The following is a 19360-nucleotide window of genomic DNA, read 5'->3' as shown; positions in this document are numbered from 1 at the left end:
CGATCCGACCATCCACCACACGGCAATCGCCGAAGCGGTCGCCGGACACCGAAAGCACCAGCAGCCATGCCAACGAGTTCCTGCCCCGACACCGCATACGACACCCTCATACCCTCCGTCGTCGCGGCTCTCCCGGCCGCGCAGCAGCCGGAGTGGCCGGACCCCGGGCGACTTGCCCTCGTCCACACCGAACTGGCCCGCGCGGACCCGCTGGTGACGTACGACAGCGTGCGTGCCCTGCGCCGGCTGCTGTCCCGTGCCGCCGAAGGCGAACTGTGCGTCCTCCAGGCCGGCGACTGCGCGGAGGACCCCGCCGAGTGCGGCCCGGCCCCGCTGGCCCGCAAGGCCGAGATGCTGGACGTCCTCAGCGACATCGTGCGAACGGGCGCCGGACGGCCGGTCGTCCGGGTGGGCCGTGTCGCCGGGCAGTACGCCAAACCCCGCTCCCACCCGGAGGAGCTGCACGACGGCGTCCGGCTCCCGGTCTACCGCGGTCCCATGGTCAACGCCCCCCACCCCGACGCCGACGCGCGCCGGCCCGATCCCGCCCGCATCCTGAGCTGCTACCGGGCCGCCCGCCGGGCCGTGGAGTCCCTGGACCGGCTGGGCCGCGGCGAGGGTTCGCCCGCCGAGACCCGGGTGTGGACCAGCCACGAGGCACTGCTGCTCGACTACGAGCTGCCCCTCGTGCGCCGGCACCGCTCGGGCCGCAGTTACCTCGCCAGCACCCACTGGCCGTGGGTCGGCGAACGGACCCGGCAACCGGACGGAGCCCACGTACGGCTGCTGGCGGAAGTGGACAACCCGGTGGCGTGCAAGGTCGGCCCGACCACGACCGTGGAGCAGGTGCTCGCCCTGTGCACCGCGCTGGACCCGGAGCGCTCACCGGGCCGGCTGTCGCTGGTCGCCCGGTTCGGCGCCTCCCGCATCGACGGCCTGGCCCCCCTGGTCCGCGCGGTACGGCGGGCCGGTCACCCGGTGCTGTGGCTGTGCGACCCGATGCACGGCAACGGTGAACGCACCGCGCACGGACTGAAGACGCGCCGACTCAGCGCCGTGATGGCGGAGATCAGCCGGTTCGTGGACATCGTCTCCGCCGAGGGCGGCCGCAGCGCCGGCCTGCACCTGGAGGCCTCACCGGACGACATCGCCGAGTGCACCGGCGCCGGATTCACCCCGGCCCCCGGGCCGGCCTACCGCACCCTGTGCGATCCCCGCCTGAACCTGGTGCAAGCCGTCGCGGCGACCGCCTACTGGCGGCTGCCGGCCCTGGAGGCCGTCGCATGAGCGAGTCTGCGCGGAACGCGCGCGGCCTGGCGGCCCTGCTGCCCCCGCCGGGCACCCCCTTCGCCGTCCTGCACCGGCCGGGTGCCGGGCACCCTGGCACCGTGGACGTCGTCAGCGGGCCCCTCCGCACCGCCGCCACCCTCGCCGAGCTGAGCCTCGACGACGAGTCCGCGCCGGCCTCCCCGGGCCCCGGACCGGCGCACAGGGTCCTCGCCCTGGTGCCCCACCGGCAGATCGCCGAACGAGGCTTCGCGGCTCCCGACGACGGCACCCCGCTGCTGGCCATGGACATCGGCACCCAGCACACCGTGCCCCTGGAGCGGATGCTGGCGCTCCTGCCCGACCGCGAACTGCACGTCGAGGAAACCGGGTTCGACCTCGACGACGACCGGTACGCGGCCGGCGTCGACGCGCTCACCCGCCAGGAGATCCAGCGAGGGCAGGGCGCGAACTTCGTCCTCGCCCGCAGCCTGCACGGCCGGATCCGCGACTTCGACCGGACCCGGGCCCTGGCCGCGCTGCGGCGGCTGCTGATCGCGGAGAGCGGCGCCTACTGGACCTACCTGGTCTGCACCGGCGACCGGTACCTCATCGGCAGTTCCCCCGAGCAGCACGTACGGGTGGCCGGCTCGCGGGTGTCGATGAACCCGATCAGCGGCACCTACCGCTACCCCGAGGGGGGCCGCCCGGACCGCGAAAGCCTCCTCCGGTTCCTCGCCGACCCCAAGGAGATCCACGAGCTGTACATGGTCGTGGACGAGGAACTGAAGATGATGACCGAACTGTGCGGTTCCCGCGTGCGCGTGTCGGGCCCCACGCTCGCGTGGATGTCGCGTCTCGCCCACACGCAGTACCACCTGCACGGCGAGTCCCCGCTGCCCCTGACCGACATCCTGCGCGGGACACTGCCCGCGCCCACGGTGACGGGCAGTCCGGTGGAGAACGCCTGCCGGGTCATCGCCCGCCACGAACCGGCAGGCCGGGGCTACTACAGCGGCGTGCTGGCGCTGGCCGGCCAGGAGGGGGGACGGCGCGCCCTGGACGCGGTCATCGTGCTGCGCACCGCCGACATCACCGCGGACGGATCCGTGCGGCTGACCACCGGCGCGACCGTGGTGCGTGACTCGGTGCCCCGCGAGGAGGCGGCGGAGACCACGGCGAAGGCCGCGGGGCTCCTCACCGCGCTGACCCGCGGCCCGGCCGGCCGGGCCGCGGCCCCGGCGCACGCGGCACCCGACGTCTCCCTGGGAGCCGATCCGGCGGTGCGCGCGGCGCTGCGCTCCCGCAACGACGGCATCGCCGCCTTCTGGCTCGGCGGCGGGGCGCGCCTGCCGGCGCCCTCGCCTCACGGACCACGGGTGGCGGTGATCGACGCGGAGGACCGGTTCACCAGCATGCTCGCGCAGCAGCTCCGCGCGGTGGGCTGCCACGTCACCCTGCACCCCTGGTGGTCGGTTCCGGAGGCAGCCGACGACCCCGGCACCGTGCTGCTGCTGGGGCCGGGGCCCGGCGACCCCCGGGACGTCGGCGACCCGCGGGTGGCGCGGCTGCGCTCCCTGGCCGGCCGCCGGCTCGCCCGGCGGTTGCCGCTGGCCGCGGTGTGCCTCGGTCACCAGGCCGTCTGCGGGGTGCTGGGCCTTCCCCTGGTCCGGCTCGCGCGGCCCCGCCAGGGCGCCCGGATGCGGGTCGGCCTGTGGGGACGCGACCGGCACGTCGGCTTCTACAACAGCTTCACCGCGCGCTCCGACACCGATCGCTGTCCGCTGCCCGGCCGGGACGCCACGGCCCGGGTGTGGCGCCGGGACGGGGGAGACGTGGTCGCGCTGGACGGCCCGGGGCTGGCCACCGTCCAGTTCCACGCCGAGTCGCTGCTCACCGAGGACGGCCCGGACATCCTGCGCGAGCTGGTGGACCGGGCGGCCCGTACCGAGCGGCGCACCGAGGCCCTGATGTCCCGCCGAGCCAAGGAGCACGCGTGAACCCGCCCGGAACCGTCGTCGCCAACGTCGCCCTGGAGCCCCGGGAGCTGCGCCGGACCATGGGGCACTTCGCAACCGGCGTCACCGTGGTGACCTGCCGGCGCGGCGCCCGGCTGCACGGGGCGACGGTGAACTCCTTCACCTCGGTGTCGCTCGATCCGCCGCTCGCCCTGGTCGCCCTGGACCGTCGCACCCGCGCCGCCGCCCTCCTGGACGACGGCCCCTTCGTCGTCAACCTGCTCGGCGAGCACCAGCAAGACCTGGCCCTGCACTTCGCCGGCGGCTCGCCGGCCGATTCCGTGCCGTGGGTGGACGGCGACGGCGACCGGCCCCGGCTGGCGGGAACCCTCGGGTACCTGGTGTGCCGACCCTGGCGCACCTACGACGGAGGCGACCACACGCTGCATGTCGGCCGTGTCGAGGAGTTCGCCGCCGGAGGGGGACGGCCGCTGCTCTTCTACCGAGGCGTCTTCCCCCGCCTCATGCCGGACGGAGGAGGAGACCCGGAGGGACCCGAGGAGGTGTGGTCGCTCTGTCTGGACGGCCCAGGACCGGCCACGGATCAGTTCGTCACCGATCATGAGACACGGAAGTAGGGACATGGCACCCGACAACGGACAGTCCGCAGCACCCGGCACCTCCGGGGCGTCCACCGGCAAGGCCCGGGTCACCCGGCCGCTGACCGGGGACGAGTACATCGAGAGCATCCGCGACGGACGGGAGATCTGGGCGTACGGCGAGAAGGTCGACGACGTCACCAAGCACCCGGCGTTCCGCAACACCGTGCGGATGACGGCCCGCTTGTACGACGCCCTGCACGATCCCGAGCACCACGACACCCTGACCGCGCCCACCGACACCGGCAGCGACGGCTTCACCCACAAGTTCTACCGGGTGCCGCGCAGCGTGCAGGACCTCGTGGGGGACAGGGACGCCATCGCCGACTGGGCCAGGCTGACCTACGGCTGGATGGGACGCAGTCCCGACTACAAGGCCAGCTTCCTGGTGACCCTCGGCGCGAACCCCGACTATTACGGCGACTTCGCGGACAACGCCCGCCGGTGGTACGCCACCGCCCAGGAGAACGTGCTGTTCTGGAACCACGCGGTGATCAACCCTCCGGTCGACCGGCACCGGCCCGCCGACGAGGTGGACGACGTCTTCGTGCACGTGGAGAAGGAGTGCGACGACGGGCTCGTGGTGAGCGGGGCGAAGGTGGTGGCGACCGGGTCCGCGCTCACCCACTTCAACTTCGTGGCGCACTACGGACTGCCCGTGAAGAAGAAGGAGTTCGCCCTCGTCGCCACCCTGCCCCTGGCGGCACCCGGCGTGAAGCTCATCTGCCGCCAGTCCTACGAACTGGCCGCGAGCCGCACGGGCAGCCCGTTCGACTACCCGCTGTCGAGCCGGCTCGACGAGAACGACACCATCTTCATCCTGGACAAGGTGAAGATCCCCTGGGAGAACGTCCTCATCTACGGGGACACCGCCAGGGCCGGCACCTTCCTGCAGACCTCCGGCTTCACCCACCGGCTCACCTTCCATGGGGTGACCCGGCTGGCCGTGAAACTGGACTTCCTGGCGGGCTTGCTGCTGAAGGGTGTGGAGGTCACCGGCACCAAGGACTTCCGGGGCATCCAGACCCGGGTCGGCGAGGTCCTCGCCTGGCGCAACATGTTCTGGGCACTGAGCGACGCGATGGCGCACAACCCCGATCCGTGGCACGACGGAGCCCTGCTGCCCAACCTCGACTACGGCATGGCCTACCGGTGGTTCATGACCGTCGGCTACCCGAGGGTCCGGGAGATCATCCTGCAGGACCTCAGCAGCGGGCTCATCTACCTCACGTCGCACGCCAAGGACTTCAACGAACCTGAACTCCGTCCCCATCTCGACCGCTTCATGCGGGGTTCCAACGGTTACGAGGCGGTGGAGCGCGCCAAGCTGATGAAGCTCATCTGGGACTCGGTGGGGACCGAGTTCGCGGGCCGGCACGAGCTGTACGAGCGGAACTACTCCGGCAACCACGAGAGCGTGCGGATCGAACTGCTGCACGCCCAGACGGCTTCCGGTCTCGTCGACCAGTACCGGGGCTTCGCCGAACAGTGCATGGCGGAGTACGACCTGGACGGCTGGACGGCACCGGACCTGGTGCCGCCCGACGTCGACTGAGCGCCGCGGCCCCATCCGGCCGGACGGGCCCGCCGGGCGGTACGGCCGGGGCGGGAGGAGCCCCCCGCCCCCTGCCGCTCAGCCGGTGACCAGGGCGAGCGTGAAACCGTCGTACCCCTTGGTGCCGACGGTCTGGATCGAGGTGGCGGTGACGTCCGAGCGGCCGGCCAGCATCTCGTGGAACCGGCGCACGCCCTGGACGCCGGCGTCGGGATGGTCCGGGTCGGTCACCGCGCCGCCCAGGACGACGTTGTCGACGACCACCACCGCGCCCGGCCGGGACAGTTTCAGCGCCCAGGTGAAGTACTCGGGGATGTCGGGCTTGTTGGCGTCGACGAACACCATGTCGAAGGGGGCGGTACCGGGCCGGTCGAGGGTCGGCAGGATGTCCAGCGCCCGGCCGACGTGCTGTTCGACGAGGTGGGCGACCCCCGCCTCGGCGAGGCGCGACGCGGCCGACTCGGCGAAGGACCGCTCCCACTCGATGGTGACGAGGCGGCCGTCCGGCGGCAGCGCGCGGGCCAGCCAGATGCTGCTGTACCCGCCGAACGTGCCGATCTCCAGGATGCGCCGCGCCTGCCGCAGACGCGCCAGCAGATGAAGGAGTTTGCCCTGGGGGGCGCTGACGGCGAGGTCCGGCAGGTCGAATTCCCTATGGGCCTGAGCGGCCTTCGAAAGTGCTTCGTCCTCCTTCACGAGAAGGGAGCTGAAGTAGGCGTCGACACTGTTCCATCGCTCTTGTTCCATGGTTGCAATAATTCACGATAAACCTGCGGATGGCAAGAGCAGAATTCGATATCTATGGTGCCGTGAACCTGAGAATACCCAGGTCAGCGGCCTATTCAAGGCTGTCCAGTCGCCTTCGTCATAGAAATTCATGGGCAGTCGATAATGTTCGGAAATTCCTTCGGTGTGGCGTTGACTGTCGTCCTTGCGGTCACCTAGCCTCCCTTTCTGGAACCTTGTGAAAAAGCCTGTCCCGGATAGGAGTGTCATTTCATGCGAGAAGACTCGGCCGTCACAACGGCCGCACCCCCGGTGCACCTGGTGCCGGCGATGCACCACCTGGGCGTCCAAACCCGCGACCTGGACAACTCCCTGGCGTGGTACAAGGACTTCTTCGGCTGCGCCGAGACCTGGACGCTCACCACCTTCTCGGACCTGACCCGCAGCAGGCTCCCCGGCATCACCCGGCTCACCGAGATCAGCGTCGCCGACGTCCGCTTCCACCTCTTCGAACGCGCCGGGCACGACCCGGACCTGCCCGGCGGCAACAAGGCCCAGTTCCAGCACGTCTGCCTCGCCACAGGTTCCCCGGAGGAACTGCGCGCCTGGCGCGATCGCTGGATCGAGCTCTACCGCTCGGGCCGCTACGACTTCGCGACCGATGAGCAGCCCACGGACATCGTGGTCGACGCCGACGGAGTGCACAGCTGCTACCTGTTCGACCCCAACGGCCTCGAGTTCGAGTTCACCTACGTTCCGGGCGGTGCGGCATGAGCGCGGGCCCGCACCGGACCGTCACCGAACTGCCGGTCGCCGAAGGCTGGGACTTCGGGGACTTCCCCTACGGCCTGGAGCCGCTGACCCTGCCCGAGCCCCCGCACGAGCCCGCGGCCGACGTTCCGGACGTGCTGTGCGCCGAGCCCGCCCCCGGCGGTGCGCGGACGTCCTGCCCGCGCACCGGACCGGCGCCCGGCCTCCCGGAGCTGGCCCACCAGCTCTTCTGGTTCCGCTGGATCACCGGACACCAGCTGACCTTCGCCATCTGGCAGTTACTCGGCCACGCGCTGCACCAGGCGCACGCCCGGCCCGACCCCGGCCCGTCGCTGCGAGCCATGACGGACCTGACACGGGCGTACACCGCGATGCTGCTCTACACCGGCTCCTGTCCCAAGGACGTCTACAGCGACGTGATCCGGCCCAGCATGTTCCTGCAGCACCGCGGCTTCAGCGGGACCTGGGCGCCCGACTTTGTCCCCGTCCGCCGGCTGCTGCGAGGCAGGAAGACGCCGTGGCACGAGACCCCGGAGGGCGGCCGGCTGGCCGACGAGGTCCGGCTCTACCACCTGGTGCACTCGGGGGTCGCCGCGAAACTCGTACCCGGCGGCAGGTCCCTGCTCCAGGACACCGCCCCCACGGCCCGGCCGCACGACCCCCGGATGCAGGCGCTGGTCTACGACAACTACTTCCTCACCCTGCGCGCCGACGTCCCGACCGCCGAGGTCGTCGACCAGCTCCGGCGCCGACTGGCCGCGGTGCGCCTGGACGTCTCGGTCAACGGGCTGTACCCCGGGCTGACCGCGCAGGAGGACGCCGCACTGCCCGAGGAGTTGCGCAGCGAGGACACACAGGCCTGCGAGCGGGACTTCGACGCCGTCCTGCGGCGCGTCGACGGCCTTGCCGCCGCACTCGACCGGCGGTTGCTCGACGGCACGATCGCCCGCTGAGCCTGAGCCACCCGATCATGCGACAGGAAAGGAGCGGTGGACCGTGCGGTACGGAGTCGTCGTCCTGCCCGAACGCCGCTGGGCGCAGGCCCGCGAACAGTGGGTCCGCGCAGAGGAGTTCGGATTCGACCACGCCTGGACCTATGACCAGCTGATGTGGCGGTGGCTGCGTGACGAGCCCTGGTTCGGCGCCGTGCCCACCCTGGCGGCGGCGGCCGAGGCCACCTCGACCCTGACCGTGGGCACCATGGTGGCCACACCCACCTATCGGCACCCGGTGACGCTGGCCAAGGAGGTGATGACCCTCGAGGACATCGCGGGCGGCCGGTTCGTCTGCGGGCTGGGAGCCGGGGCCGGCGGCCTCGACGACCGCGTCGTCGATCCGGCCGCCTACTCCCCACGGCAACGCGCCGACCGCTTCACGGAGTTCGTCGACCTGCTCGACAAGCTGCTGAGCCGCCGCAGCACCACACACACCGGCACCTACTACGACGTCCGGGAGGTGCCCGTGCGCCCGGGCTGCCTGGCCACGCCCCGGGTGCCGTTCGCCATCGCGGCGACCGGGCCGCGCGGCATGCGGCTGGCGGCCCGCCACGCCGACATGTGGATCACCGCGGGGCGGCCCGGCGACTTCGACGCCCTTCCGTACGAGGAGACCCTGCCGGTGATCAAGGAGCAGCTGGCGCGCCTCGACGAGGCGTGCGAGCGGACCGGGCGGGATCCCGCCACCCTGCGCCGGCTGCTGCTGACCGGCGCCATGGTGGGCGGCACCCTGGACTCCGTCGAGGCGTACCGCGACGCCGCCGGCCGCTTCGGCGAACTCGGCATCACCGACTTCGTCGTCCACTGGCCCCGGCCCTCCTTCCCCTACCAGGGCAGGGTGGAAGTGCTGGAGCGGATCGCGCGGGACGTGCTGACCGTCCGGGGCGGGGAGCGGCCGTGATCGCCTACGAGATCGTCGACATGTTCACCGGCACGCCGTTCGAGGGCTGCGCGCTCGGGGTGGTCCCGGACGCGACCGCACTCGACGACGACGGCATGCGGGCGGTGGCCCGAGAGATCGGCCTCACCGAGACGGCGTTCGTCCTGCCACCCGAGTCGCCCGACGCCACCCACCGGGTACGGGTCTTCACCCCGGAGCGGGAGTCACCGTACGGCGGGCACTCCGCCATCGGCACGGCCACCACCCTGGTGCGGCTGGGCCGTCTGCGCGCGGGGGAGCTGGTGCAGGAGTGCGGGGGCCGCCTGATGACCGTGCGCGCCAGTGCCCAGCGGGCCACGCTCGGCGTCCGGGGGGAGCCCGTGCCACCCGGCGCCTGGGATCCCGTGCCGTTGCTCGAGGCGTGCGGCCTCACCGAGGACGACCTGGTCGCCGAGCCCCGCGTGACCGGGTTCGGACCGGCCTTCCACGTGCTGCCGGTCGGACCCGAGGCGGTCGCCCGCGCCGCACACGACCCGGCGCACCCCGTGTGGTCCACCTGCCCGGACGCGGTGGTGGTCGCCTACGACAGGCGCGAACACCTGGCCGACGTCAGGGTCTTCGCCCCCGGCTACGGCATGCCGGAGGACCCGGCGTGCGCCTCCGCCGCCCTGGCACTGGGCGCCTGGCTCACCGGCGCGGGCCTGGTGCCGGCGACGGACGGTACCCGCGTCTACCGGGTCCGGCAGGGGCACGGGCTGGGCCGCCCCGCCCGGCTCGACTGTGCCGTGACCGTACGCGACGGCCGAGCGGTCGCAGCCGAGGTGACCGGGGAGGTGGCGGCCACCGCCGCCGGCCGGATGCACCTGCCCCGCACGGCGGCCGTCGCGCGCTGAGCCGGGGCCCGGGCCGTGTACCAGGCCGAGCCGCGGAAGGCACCCGGTCCGGCCGACGCACACCCAGAGCACACGACGCGAATCCCTGTATCGCAGAACGAAGAGGAGAGGAACCCGACTGTGTTGTTCCGTCCAGAGCTGCGCGGCACCCGGGGCGCGGTCGCCTCGACCCACTGGCTGGCCTCGGCCGCGGGCTTCCGCATGTACGACAAGGGCGGCAACGCGTTCGACGCGGCCGTCGCCGCCGCGTTCGTCATCCAGGTCGTGGAGCCCCACCTCAACGGGCCCGGGGGAGACGTGCCCGTCCTCGTCCACCGGGCCGGGAGCGGCCGGGTCGACGTCGTCTGCGGCCAGGGCCCCATGCCCCGGGCCGCGACCATCGAGAGGTTCGAACAGCTCGGCCTGTCCGTGGTCCCCGGCTCCGGCCTGCTGCCCGCGGTGGTGCCCGGCGCCTTCGGCGCGTGGCTGCGGGTCCTCGCCGAGTACGGCACCCTGCGTCTGGAGGACGTCCTGGAGCCGGCGATCGGCTACGCCGAACGCGGCTATCCGCTGCTTCCCAAGGCGGCGGCGATGATCGAGGCGCTCCAGGAACTCTTCCGCGACGAGTGGACCGAGTCCGCCCGCACGTACCTGGTGGGCGGGGCCGCGCCGCGGCCCGGTCAGCGCATGACCAACCCCGACCTGGCCCGGACCTACCGGCGCGTCCTCGACGAGGCCAGGGCGGCGGGCGCCGATCGCGACAAGCAGATCGACGCGGCCCTGCGCGCCTTCTACGAGGGCTTCGTGGCCGAGGCCATCGACGGCTATCTCGCCAAGGCGGAGGAGATCGACGCCACCGGCCGCCGCCACCGCGGCCTGCTGACCGGCGCCGACCTGGCAGGCTGGCGGGCGACGGTGGAGCCCTCGCTCTCCTTCGACCACCGCGGGCTCACCGTGCACAAGGCGGGGCCCTGGTCCCAGGGCCCGGTCTTCCTGCAACAGCTCGCGCTGCTGCGGGAGTTCGACCTCGCCGGTATGGGACCGCACAGCGCGGAGTTCGTGCACACCGTCACCGAGGCGGCGAAACTGGCGTTCGCGGACCGCGAGGCCTGGTACGGCGATCCCGCGCACGCGGAGGTGCCGGTCGGCGACCTGCTGGACCCGGCCTACACCGCGGCCCGCCGCGAGCTGATCGGCAGCGAGGCGTCCACGGAGCTGCGGCCGGGCTCACCGGGAGGCCGGACACCGGTGCTGCCGCCCGTCCACGACGAGTCCGCCGGTCCGGCCGGTCCCTCCTGGCTCGGCGAGCTCGAGGAGGGCATCCCGGCGGTGGTGCGCTCCACGGCCGCCCGGGGCGACACCTGCTGCGTCACCGCCACCGACGCCCACGGGAACATGGTGGTCGCGACACCGAGCGGCGGCTGGCTGAAGAGTTCGCCGGTGGTGCCCGGTCTGGGCTTCCCGCTCGGTACCCGTGGGCAGATGGCCACGCTCACCCGGGGGCACGCCAACGCGCTGGCTCCCGGCAAGCGCCCCCGCACCACCCTCAGCCCGACCCTGGTGCTCCGCGAGGGCAGGCCCGCCCTGGCGTTCGGCACACCGGGCGGCGACCAGCAGGACCAGTGGACGCTGCAGTTCTTCCTGAGGCACACCGAACACGGCATGGGGCTTCAGGAGGCCGTCGAGGCACGGACCTTCCACACCGACCACGTTCCGACGTCCTTCACCCCCCGGCGTTTCGCTCCCGGGACGGTGACCGTCGAAAGCGGCATGCCGGAGGAAACCATCCAGGAGCTCAGGCGGCGCGGCCACCGGGTCCGCACGGTCGCCGACTACACCCTGAGCAAGGTGTGTGCCACCGGCCTGGCCAGCGACGACATGGTCATCGCGGCGGCCAGTCCGCGCGGCGCGCAGGCGTACGCCGTCGCGGATTGAGGATGCCGACCGGATGCGATAAGTTTCCGAACGGAAATCGTCTCGGCGAATGGAAGGGGAACGCATGGTGCCCCACCCGTCACTGGACCCGGGTGACCACATCGTTCTGGGAGAAGCACGGCAGAACAACCTCAAGGGCGTCAGCCTGCGCATCCCCAAGGGACGGTTGACCGTCTTCACCGGCGTTTCGGGATCCGGCAAGTCCTCCCTGGTCTTCGGGACGATCGCCGTCGAGTCGCAGCGGCAGATGAACGAGACCTACCCCGCGTTCATCCGCAACCGCCTCCCCAAGTTCGAGCGGCCCGACGCGGAGGTCATCGAGAACCTCTCCACCGCCATCGTGATCGACCAGCGCCCGGTCGGCGGCAACGCGCGCTCCACGGTCGGCACCATGACCGAGATCCACGCCATGCTGCGGGTGCTGTTCTCCCGGCACGGCAGGCCCAGCGCGGGTCCCTCACACATGTACTCCTTCAACGATCCGCGCGGCATGTGCCCGGAGTGCGAGGGGCTCGGATCCAGGGTGCGGCTGGACCTGAACCGCCTTCTGGACGAGGACAAGAGCCTCAACGAGGGCGCCATCCGCTTCCAGCCCTTCGCGGTGGGCACCTTCCCGTGGCAGCTGTACGCGGAGTCCGGGCTGTTCGATCCCGACCTGCCGCTGCGGGAGTTCTCCGCGGACGACCGCGAACTGCTGCTGCACGGTTCCGGGTTCAAGGTCGACCGGGCCGGCCGGCACGGCGTCTACAAGAACGAGTACGAGGGGATCGTGCTGCGCTTCACCCGGCGCTACCTCAAGGCGGGCCTCGACACCCTCAAGCCGAAGGAACGGGCGGCGGTGCAGGAGGTCGTGACGGAGGGGCCCTGCGAGGCCTGCGGAGGCGCCCGGCTGGGACCGGCCGCGCTCGCGTCGCGGATCGCCGGGGAGAACATCGCCGACTACTCCGCCCTGGAGGTCACCGATCTGATCGGCCGCCTGGAGCGCATCGACGCCCCACCGGTCAAGCCGGTGGTCCAGGCGGCGCTGGCCGCACTGCGCAGGATCGAGGCCGTCGGACTCGGCTACCTCAGCCTCGACCGCCAGACCGCCACGCTCTCCGGCGGCGAGGCGCAGCGGCTGAAGACGGTACGCCACCTGGGCAGCAGCCTGACCGGGCTGACGTACATCTTCGACGAGCCGAGCGTGGGCCTGCACCCGCGTGACGTGCGCCGTCTGAACGAGCTGTTGCTCGCCCTGCGCGACAAGGGCAACACCGTGCTCGTGGTGGAGCACGACCGGGACGTGATCGCCATCGCCGACCACGTCGTCGACATGGGCCCGGGCGCGGGCAGCCAGGGCGGCGAGGTGGTCTACGAGGGATCGCCGGCCGGGTTACGGGGCTCGGACAGCCCGACCGGACGCGGCCTGCGTTCGGTGCCGGGACTGAAGCGCCGACTGCGCGCCCCCGACGGCAGGCTGACGGTCCGCGGCGCGCGGCTGCACAACCTCAAGGACGTCACGGTCGACGTGCCCACCGGTGTGCTGGTGGCGCTGAGCGGTGTCGCCGGCTCGGGCAAGAGCTCCCTCGCCCGGGAGCTGGCGGCCCGGCACCCGGAGGAAACGGTCGTGGTCGACCAGTCCTCCATCGGGATCTCCTCCCGTTCCACCCCCGCGACGTACACCGACATCATGGACACCGTCCGGCGGCTGTTCGCCCGCGCATCCGGAACCGACCCCGGCCTGTTCAGCTTCAACTCAGCGGGCGCCTGCCCGGACTGCCAGGGCCGCGGTGTGATCGAGACCGACCTCGCGTTCATGGACCCGGTCACCACCGTCTGCGAGCGCTGCGAGGGGCGCCGCTTCAACGACGAGGCGCTGAGCCACACCCTGTCCGGCCGGAACATCGCCGACGTCCTCGCCATGACGGCCGAGGAGGCGATCGGGTTCTTCGCGGAGGACTCCGTCCGCCGCAAACTGGCTCTGCTGACGGAGGTCGGCCTCGGCTACCTCACGCTGGGCCGCTCCCTGTCCACCCTGTCCGGCGGCGAACGCCAACGGCTGAAGCTGGCGCACCGGCTGCACGCCTCCGGCAGCGTCTACATCTTCGACGAACCGTCCACCGGCCTGCACATGACGGACGTGGGCAAGCTGCTCACCCTGTTCGACCGCCTCGTCGACGGCGGCAACACGGTGGTGGTCATCGAACACGACCTCGACGTGCTCAAGTACGCGGACTGGATCATCGATCTCGGCCCGGAGGCCGGCCGGCACGGCGGCCGGGTGGTCTTCGAGGGCACCCCGGCGGACCTGGCGCGGGTGCGGGAATCGCACACCGGCCGGTGTCTGGCCGAGGACCTCGCCGCACACGGTCACTTCTGACGGCCCGGAGCACCGGCTCGCCGCCGGCCACGGGCCGGGGTCGCACCCCGTCCTCGCGCACACCTCCCGTCCGACAAGGAGTCCGTATGCCCCTCATCCACGTCACCCTGCTGAGCGGTCGCGGCGAGGAGGAGATCGCCGCCCTCGGCCGGGCCGTCACGGAGGCCGTACACACCACGCTGGGCACCCCCCGGGAGGCGATCCGGGTGACGGTGGACGCATGCCCGCCCGAGCACTGGTTCGTGGGCGGCGTCTCGATGGCGGAGAAGAAGGCGGCCCGGGGCGGCTGAGCGGTGCTCCAGTCGCCCCGGGCGCCGCGGTTCAGGCCGCGTCCGCGAACCGCCGGCGGATCCGCCCGACGTGCTCCGGGTCCACGGCCGGGAGGTCGTCGCGGGTGAGCCGGCCGCTGCGCGTCAGCAGGTGCGCGTTGAAGGCCTCCGGCGCCAGCCCCACGCAGCGGTCGATGTTCTCGAACCACTCCAGGCTGGTCAGCGCGGTCCGCTGCATCCGCTCCACGGCGGGCCGCCGCTCGGCCTCGTAGGCCGCCAGCGCCTCGGGGACCGTCCCGTGGTCGTGCAGGGCCGTGGCGAGGGACAGACCGTCCTCCATCGCCAGTTTGGTACCCGAACCGATCGAGAAGTGCGTCGTGTGGGCGCTGTCACCGAGGAGAACGAGGTTGCCGTGGCTCCAGTCGCGGTTGCGTACGGCAGCGAAGCGACCCCAGTACGACCGGTTGCCCCGCAGCCCGTGTCCGTCCAGCAGACCGGTGAAGTACTCCCTCACCTTCCCGATGCTCTCCCGGTCGCCCACCGGGTCGTCGGACCGGCGCTCCGCGGCGCGGAAACCGGCCGCCCGCCACACCGCGTCACCGATCTCCACGATGAACGTGCTGCGACCGGGGGCGTACGGGTAGGCGTGGGCCTGCACCGGGCCGTGGTCGGTCTCGACCACGGCGAAGGTGAGCGCGTCGAACGGCCGGTCCGTGCCGAGCCACATGTAACGCGACCCGGCCTGTTCCCGCTCCGTGCCGAACGCGGCCTCGTACCGCGCGCGGGTGCGCGATCCCACGCCGTCCGCGGCGACGACGAGGTCGTGGGACGCGCGCAACCGGGACACCTCGGGCGCCGGGCAGCCGAAGTGCAGACGCACCCCGAGGTCGGCGCAGCGCTCCTGAAGGAGCCGCAGCAGGGTGTGGCGGCCGATCGCGGCGAACCCGTACCCCTCGTTGCGCTGGACCCGGCCCCGGTAGCAGACGTCGATCCGCGTCCACCGGGCGAACTCGGCCTCGACAGCCTCGAACAGAGCCGGGTCGGCGGCCTCGATGCCGCCGAGGGCGCCGTCGGAGAAGACGACGCCGAACCCGAACGTGTCGTGGGCCGCGTTGGCCTCCCACACCTCCACGACGTCGTGGGGCCGCAGGCGCTTGACCAGGCAGGCCGTGTACAGCCCGCCGGGACCGGCTCCGATCACCGCTATCCGCATGACACCTCGCTGGGACTCCGAGAGAGATGGATGGACGTGCAGAGACCAGTAAATGCTATCCGAAGAGAAATGATCTGGTCGTCAATCTCCTTTCCGGCTCCGCGAGTTACGGGACTGACCGGAGCAGATCGTTGCCCACACGTAATCAAGTCTGACGGAAGGATGCCCACATGCCGGACGTCCTCACCCCCACCCCGCTGCCGGCGGCCGACCTGGCGGGCCTCTTCCGCGCCCTGGACCCGCCGCCGTTCGCCCTGGTGCGTCGTGCCGCGCCGGACGGGACCAGCACCGGCCCGTTCGACGTGTTCATCGGCACCATGGACACCGTGCGACGGGTGACGGACCTGCCGTCGGGCCCGGCCGTGCCGGGCGGGGGACCCCACACACTGGCCCTGCTGCCGTACCGGTGCCTGGCCGAAAGAGGGCTGGACTGCCACGACGACGGCACACCGCTGAGGGTCCTGCGGATCCGCCGGCGGCACACGGCCGACCACGCCGCGCTCACCGCGGCCCTCCCCGCGGTGCGGCCCGCGGGAGACCTCCTCGGGGAAGGCGCCGGCTTCAACGGCTCCGACGAGGACTACGCCGACCTGGTCCGCGACCTCATGGCCGACGAGGTGGCGCGCACCGGTCTGCACGTCCTGATCCGCAGGGACTTCACCGCCCGGTTGCCAGGACACGGACCCGCCATGGTGGGCGAACTGTTCCGCCGGCTGCTGGCCGTGGAGCACGGAGCGTACTGGACGTTCGCGGTGTACACCGGAGGTCCCCACGGTGCCGCACTGGCCGGAGCCTCACCGCAGGGTCACGTCACACTGCGGAACGGCCGGGTCGTGATGCGCCCGATGTGCGGCACGCTCCGCCTTCCACCCGGTGGCCGGCCGAGCGCCGCCGACCTGGTGGCCTTCCTGCGTGACGGCAAGGAGTCCGAAGAACTGGGGGCCGTGGTCGACGCGGAACTCGCCATGCTGTGCCGGATCAGCGAGGGGGACGTACGCCTGGAAGGACCGCGTCTGCGACCGATGGCCCGCGTACTGCACACCGAGTGCCGCATCAGCGCCACCGCCGCGCTGCCGGCCCGGCACACGCTCGCCGGCTCCCTGTTCGCGGCGACCGCCGTGGGCCGCCCCTTCGCGGACGCGTGCCGCGTCATCACCCGCCGCGAACCAACCGGGCGCGGTTACTACGGCGGCCTGATCGCGCTGCTGGGCCACGACGACGCGGGAAACGAGGAACTGGACACCGCCGTGCTCATCCGCACCTTCGAGGTGTCCGGGCAGGGCCGGCTGAAGCTGTCGGTCGGAGCCACCCTCGGGCCCCGCTCCGTGGCCGCCGACGAGACGGCCGAGACGCGCGCCAAGGCCTCGGCCCTGGTGTCGGCGCTCGCAAGCGGAGGACCGACCGCGGGGGGGCGGTGCCGGGGGCCACGCGCGGGCTGGTCGTGGTCGCGCCCCGGAGGCGGCCGGCGGCCCGGCCACCGGTGAGGGAGGCGGAGTGCCGGGTGACCGGACGCGGCACCAGCAGGGCTCCGGCCGGCAGCCCACGTCCCCCGCCGAGCCGGCGTGGTGCCCGTCGGTGACCGCGGGGGGCGGTGCCGGGGGCCACGCGTGGGCGGGTCGTGGTCGCGGCCCGGAGGCGGCCGGCGGCCCGGCCACCGGTGAGGGAGGCGGAGTGCCGGGTGACCGGACGCGGCACCAGCAGGCCTCCGGCCGGCGGCCCACGTCCCCCGCCGACCCGGCGTGGTGCCCGTCGGTGACCGCGGAACTGGACCGGCGCCGCGCACATCTGTCCGCCTACTGGCAACGCCCCCGTCGGCCGGGCAGCCGGCCCGCTCCACGGCCACCGGTGCTGCTCGTCGACACGGGTGGCGAGGAGACGGCGCCGCTGGCCGCCATGCTGCGCGGACTGGGCCGCACCGTCGACGTGCGTCCCGCGTACCCCGCGGCGGCCGCGCCACGGACCGTCGCGCCCGGAACCACGGTCGTCCTCGGCCCCGGCCCGGGTGACCCGTTGGCCCACGGCGACGACCGCATCACCGCGCTGCGGGCCATGACGTCCGCCCTCCTGTCCAGCGGCGCACCCACGTTCGGGGTCGGACTCGGCTTCCACCTCCTGCTCGCCGAGCTGGGTCTGGCCGGGGCCGCGCGAGCGCGGGACGGGGCCACCGGCCAGCGGGAGATCGAGGTCTTCGGCAGACGCGCGACGGTGGGATACGGCGGCACGCGCACCGTGGTGGCCGGCCCGCACACGGACACCCTCGCCCGGCGGCTGTCCCTGACGCTCTGCTACGGCCCGGCCCACGGCGAGCTGGTGGCCATGCGAGGCCCTCGAACCGGCGGCGTCGCCTTCCTCCCGGCATCGGTGCTGAGCGTCGAGGGGGCGGAGCTGCTGGATGTCCTGCTGCCCTGAGCGAGTGCATATGGCGGGCCGGGCCCCGGCCGCTCACGTGTTCGCCGTGCTCCCGAGCTCGAGCACGGTCCGCGCGGCCGACTCCAGCGCGAGTGTCATCGAGCCGCCGTTGGGCTCGAACGAGGTGTGGTCACCGGCGAAGTGGATCCGGCCCTCCGGCCGGCGCATGGCCGGCATCAGGGAACTGTGCCCCACCTCGGGAAGGATGTAGGCGCCTTCGATGTACGGCTGCTGGTCCCAGACCACCGAGGTGCCGGTCTCGAAGTGCTCGCGGGCACCGGGCAGCATCGACTCGACGTGTTCCAGGGCGAAGCGGATCCGCTCCTCGGGGCTCAGCACGGCAAGCGCCCGGGCCCGCCAGCCGGTTATCAGGCACTCCAGTATCTTGCGGGGCCCGGGCAACCGGGGAGTGGCGTCCCGGACCCACCGCACCGGCAGGTCCGTGGAGAAACTCGCGTTGTCCTGGGCCCAGAACCGCCGGCGCATCTGGAGGTAGACGCGCACGATCGACGAGTACTTCACCCGGCGCATCACGGCCTGTTTGGCGTCGGACAGCCCGGCGTCCGTGAAGTCGATGTGCCGGATCGCGCTGAACGGCACCGTCACCACCACGCGGTCCGCGTCCACGGAGCGCATGCGGGTGCCGTCCAGGAAGGTGACACGAGCGCCCTCGTCGTCCTGGGCGACCCGCACCACCGGAGCGCGGTAGCGGATGCGGTCCTTCAGCCGCTCGGCGAACGCCCGGGGGAAGCGGTCGGTTCCGCCCTTCACCTTCGACCACCGGGGATCGGCGTTGGCCAGCGAGTGCGGGCTGGACTCGTGCCGCAGCCAGGACAGGGCGGAGGCCGTCTTGAGGTCCCCGCCGCGCATCTCCAGGAAGTGCGGTTCCACCAGGTCGATCGCCGCCGGCGAAGCGCCCCGCCCGGACAGCACCTCGTACACCGAGCGCCGGTCGTACGGTTCGAGCAGGGGGGTCGGCGCCCAGTCCGCAGCCGTGATGTCGGGTTCCAGCGCCTCGTAGGCGCGGCGCACATAGCGGTCGATCATGTCGGCGACGCTCAGCCCCTTCTCGTGCGGGGCGAGCGGGAGCCCGGCGCGGTCCAGCGAGTCGGCGTCGGGACCGAAGAACCGGTTGCCGACGAAGTACGAGAACTGGCTGCCGACCAGGTCGGCCGTCTCCAGTTCCACCCCCAGTTCGCGCAGGTAGTGCATGGCGTAGTGGCAGTGCGGGGTCAGCGTCATCGCGCCGGCCTCGGCGTACAGACCGTCCGTGAACGGCTCGCGCAGTGTGTACGCACGCCCGCCCGGACGGTTCGACGCCTCCAGGACCGTCACGTCAGTGCCGCGCCGGGCCAGTTCGTAGGCCACGGCGAGGCCCGACAGGCCCGCACCTATGACGACGACCCTGTCAGGCATCCGGAGTCCCGGCATTCCCCTGTCGAACTCGCGACGCACGTCGGTCTGCGTGACCTCGGCCATCGGCTCTCCCTCCC

16 protein-coding genes are annotated in these 19360 nt (G+C 72.4%); 13 read left to right on the top strand and 3 right to left on the bottom strand.

Annotated elements, in window-relative coordinates; genetic code table 11:
* Positions 1-66: 66 nt before the first annotated feature.
* Genes OO52_RS26270 through OO52_RS26255 form a run of 4 tightly spaced genes read left to right on the top strand, consistent with a single transcriptional unit; the run spans position 67 to position 5438 of the window.
* A complete protein-coding gene (locus OO52_RS26270; protein WP_030647028.1) occupies positions 67-1287 on the top strand; it encodes a 3-deoxy-7-phosphoheptulonate synthase in 1221 nt (406 codons plus the stop codon).
* Positions 1284-3266, top strand: a complete 1983-nt coding sequence (locus tag OO52_RS26265) for an anthranilate synthase family protein (RefSeq protein ID WP_037629499.1) — start codon at positions 1284-1286, stop codon at positions 3264-3266. The genes OO52_RS26270 and OO52_RS26265 overlap by 4 nt, the downstream gene beginning before the upstream one ends.
* Positions 3263-3862, top strand: coding sequence for a flavin reductase family protein (locus OO52_RS26260; protein ID WP_037629502.1), 600 nt, complete (start codon positions 3263-3265; stop codon positions 3860-3862). The genes OO52_RS26265 and OO52_RS26260 overlap by 4 nt, the downstream gene beginning before the upstream one ends.
* Positions 3863-3866: 4 nt before the next feature.
* Positions 3867-5438 carry a 4-hydroxyphenylacetate 3-hydroxylase N-terminal domain-containing protein gene (locus OO52_RS26255; RefSeq protein ID WP_030647034.1) on the top strand — a complete coding sequence of 524 codons (1572 nt, stop codon included), beginning with the start codon at positions 3867-3869 and terminating at the stop codon, positions 5436-5438.
* Between the two features lie 78 nt (positions 5439-5516).
* Here OO52_RS26255 and OO52_RS26250 read toward each other — a convergent pair whose 3' ends face one another.
* Positions 5517-6185, bottom strand: coding sequence for an O-methyltransferase (locus OO52_RS26250; RefSeq protein ID WP_030647036.1), 669 nt, complete (start codon positions 6183-6185; stop codon positions 5517-5519).
* A gap of 252 nt (positions 6186-6437) precedes the next feature.
* On the opposite strand from OO52_RS26250, the gene OO52_RS26245 reads away from it, so the two are divergent.
* The 7 genes from OO52_RS26245 to OO52_RS26215 all read left to right on the top strand — a co-directional run bounded on the left by OO52_RS26245 (position 6438) and on the right by OO52_RS26215 (position 14266).
* Positions 6438-6938, top strand: a complete 501-nt coding sequence (locus OO52_RS26245) for a VOC family protein (RefSeq protein WP_234339756.1) — start codon at positions 6438-6440, stop codon at positions 6936-6938.
* Positions 6935-7888 carry a hypothetical protein gene (locus OO52_RS26240; RefSeq protein ID WP_051816305.1) on the top strand — a complete coding sequence of 318 codons (954 nt, stop codon included), beginning with the start codon at positions 6935-6937 and terminating at the stop codon, positions 7886-7888. Before OO52_RS26245 ends, OO52_RS26240 begins: the two co-directional genes overlap by 4 nt.
* 43 nt (positions 7889-7931) lie before the next feature.
* Complete coding sequence (locus OO52_RS26235) at positions 7932-8831, top strand: LLM class flavin-dependent oxidoreductase (protein WP_030647043.1); 900 nt, start codon at positions 7932-7934, stop codon at positions 8829-8831.
* Positions 8828-9703, top strand: coding sequence for a PhzF family phenazine biosynthesis protein (locus OO52_RS26230; protein WP_051818597.1), 876 nt, complete (start codon positions 8828-8830; stop codon positions 9701-9703). Before OO52_RS26235 ends, OO52_RS26230 begins: the two co-directional genes overlap by 4 nt.
* Positions 9704-9823: 120 nt before the next feature.
* Positions 9824-11617 carry a gamma-glutamyltransferase family protein gene (locus tag OO52_RS26225; protein ID WP_030647049.1) on the top strand — a complete coding sequence of 598 codons (1794 nt, stop codon included), beginning with the start codon at positions 9824-9826 and terminating at the stop codon, positions 11615-11617.
* Between the two features lie 64 nt (positions 11618-11681).
* On the top strand, positions 11682-13976 hold the full coding sequence (locus OO52_RS26220; protein WP_030647053.1) for an ATP-binding cassette domain-containing protein: 2295 nt from the start codon (positions 11682-11684) through the stop codon (positions 13974-13976).
* Between the two features lie 86 nt (positions 13977-14062).
* Entirely contained in the window at positions 14063-14266 is a 204-nt protein-coding gene (locus OO52_RS26215) for a tautomerase family protein (RefSeq protein ID WP_030647055.1), read from the top strand.
* 31 nt (positions 14267-14297) lie between these two features.
* On the opposite strand, the gene OO52_RS26210 is transcribed toward OO52_RS26215, so the two are convergent.
* Positions 14298-15458, bottom strand: a complete 1161-nt coding sequence (locus tag OO52_RS26210) for an FAD-dependent monooxygenase (protein ID WP_030647058.1) — start codon at positions 15456-15458, stop codon at positions 14298-14300.
* Positions 15459-15628: 170 nt separating this feature from the next.
* Here OO52_RS26210 and OO52_RS26205 point away from each other — a divergent pair, with 170 nt between their 5' ends.
* Both OO52_RS26205 and OO52_RS26200 read left to right on the top strand, forming a co-directional pair.
* Positions 15629-16942, top strand: a complete 1314-nt coding sequence (locus OO52_RS26205) for a chorismate-binding protein (RefSeq protein WP_051818599.1) — start codon at positions 15629-15631, stop codon at positions 16940-16942.
* A gap of 268 nt (positions 16943-17210) precedes the next feature.
* Positions 17211-17867 (top strand): glutamine amidotransferase-related protein, encoded by a 657-nt coding sequence (locus OO52_RS26200; RefSeq protein ID WP_158712567.1) that lies wholly within the window; start codon positions 17211-17213, stop codon positions 17865-17867.
* Between the two features lie 33 nt (positions 17868-17900).
* Here OO52_RS26200 and OO52_RS26195 read toward each other — a convergent pair whose 3' ends face one another.
* A complete protein-coding gene (locus OO52_RS26195; RefSeq protein ID WP_030647066.1) occupies positions 17901-19346 on the bottom strand; it encodes a flavin monoamine oxidase family protein in 1446 nt (481 codons plus the stop codon).
* Positions 19347-19360 lie beyond the last annotated feature (14 nt).

Source organism: Streptomyces flaveolus (genome assembly GCF_000716535.1).
Classification (GTDB): domain Bacteria; phylum Actinomycetota; class Actinomycetes; order Streptomycetales; family Streptomycetaceae; genus Streptomyces; species Streptomyces flaveolus_A.
Note: the sequence above shows the minus strand (reverse complement) of the source record. Positions and strands in the feature narration are given on the sequence as shown.

Excerpts from the sequence above, each read along its gene's own strand:
- OO52_RS26255 (WP_030647034.1), top strand. The coding sequence starts at position 3,867 with ATGGCACCCGACAACGGACAGTCCGCAGCACCCGGCACCTCCGGGGCG.
- OO52_RS26265 (WP_037629499.1), top strand. The coding sequence starts at position 1,284 with ATGAGCGAGTCTGCGCGGAACGCGCGCGGCCTGGCGGCCCTGCTGCCC.
- OO52_RS26195 (WP_030647066.1), bottom strand. The coding sequence starts at position 19,346 with ATGGCCGAGGTCACGCAGACCGACGTGCGTCGCGAGTTCGACAGGGGA.
- OO52_RS26270 (WP_030647028.1), top strand. The coding sequence starts at position 67 with ATGCCAACGAGTTCCTGCCCCGACACCGCATACGACACCCTCATACCC.
- OO52_RS26205 (WP_051818599.1), top strand. The coding sequence starts at position 15,629 with ATGCCGGACGTCCTCACCCCCACCCCGCTGCCGGCGGCCGACCTGGCG.
- OO52_RS26250 (WP_030647036.1), bottom strand. The coding sequence starts at position 6,185 with ATGGAACAAGAGCGATGGAACAGTGTCGACGCCTACTTCAGCTCCCTT.
- OO52_RS26240 (WP_051816305.1), top strand. The coding sequence starts at position 6,935 with ATGAGCGCGGGCCCGCACCGGACCGTCACCGAACTGCCGGTCGCCGAA.
- OO52_RS26245 (WP_234339756.1), top strand. The coding sequence starts at position 6,438 with ATGCGAGAAGACTCGGCCGTCACAACGGCCGCACCCCCGGTGCACCTG.
- OO52_RS26220 (WP_030647053.1), top strand. The coding sequence starts at position 11,682 with ATGGTGCCCCACCCGTCACTGGACCCGGGTGACCACATCGTTCTGGGA.
- OO52_RS26210 (WP_030647058.1), bottom strand. The coding sequence starts at position 15,458 with ATGCGGATAGCGGTGATCGGAGCCGGTCCCGGCGGGCTGTACACGGCC.
- OO52_RS26215 (WP_030647055.1), top strand. The coding sequence starts at position 14,063 with ATGCCCCTCATCCACGTCACCCTGCTGAGCGGTCGCGGCGAGGAGGAG.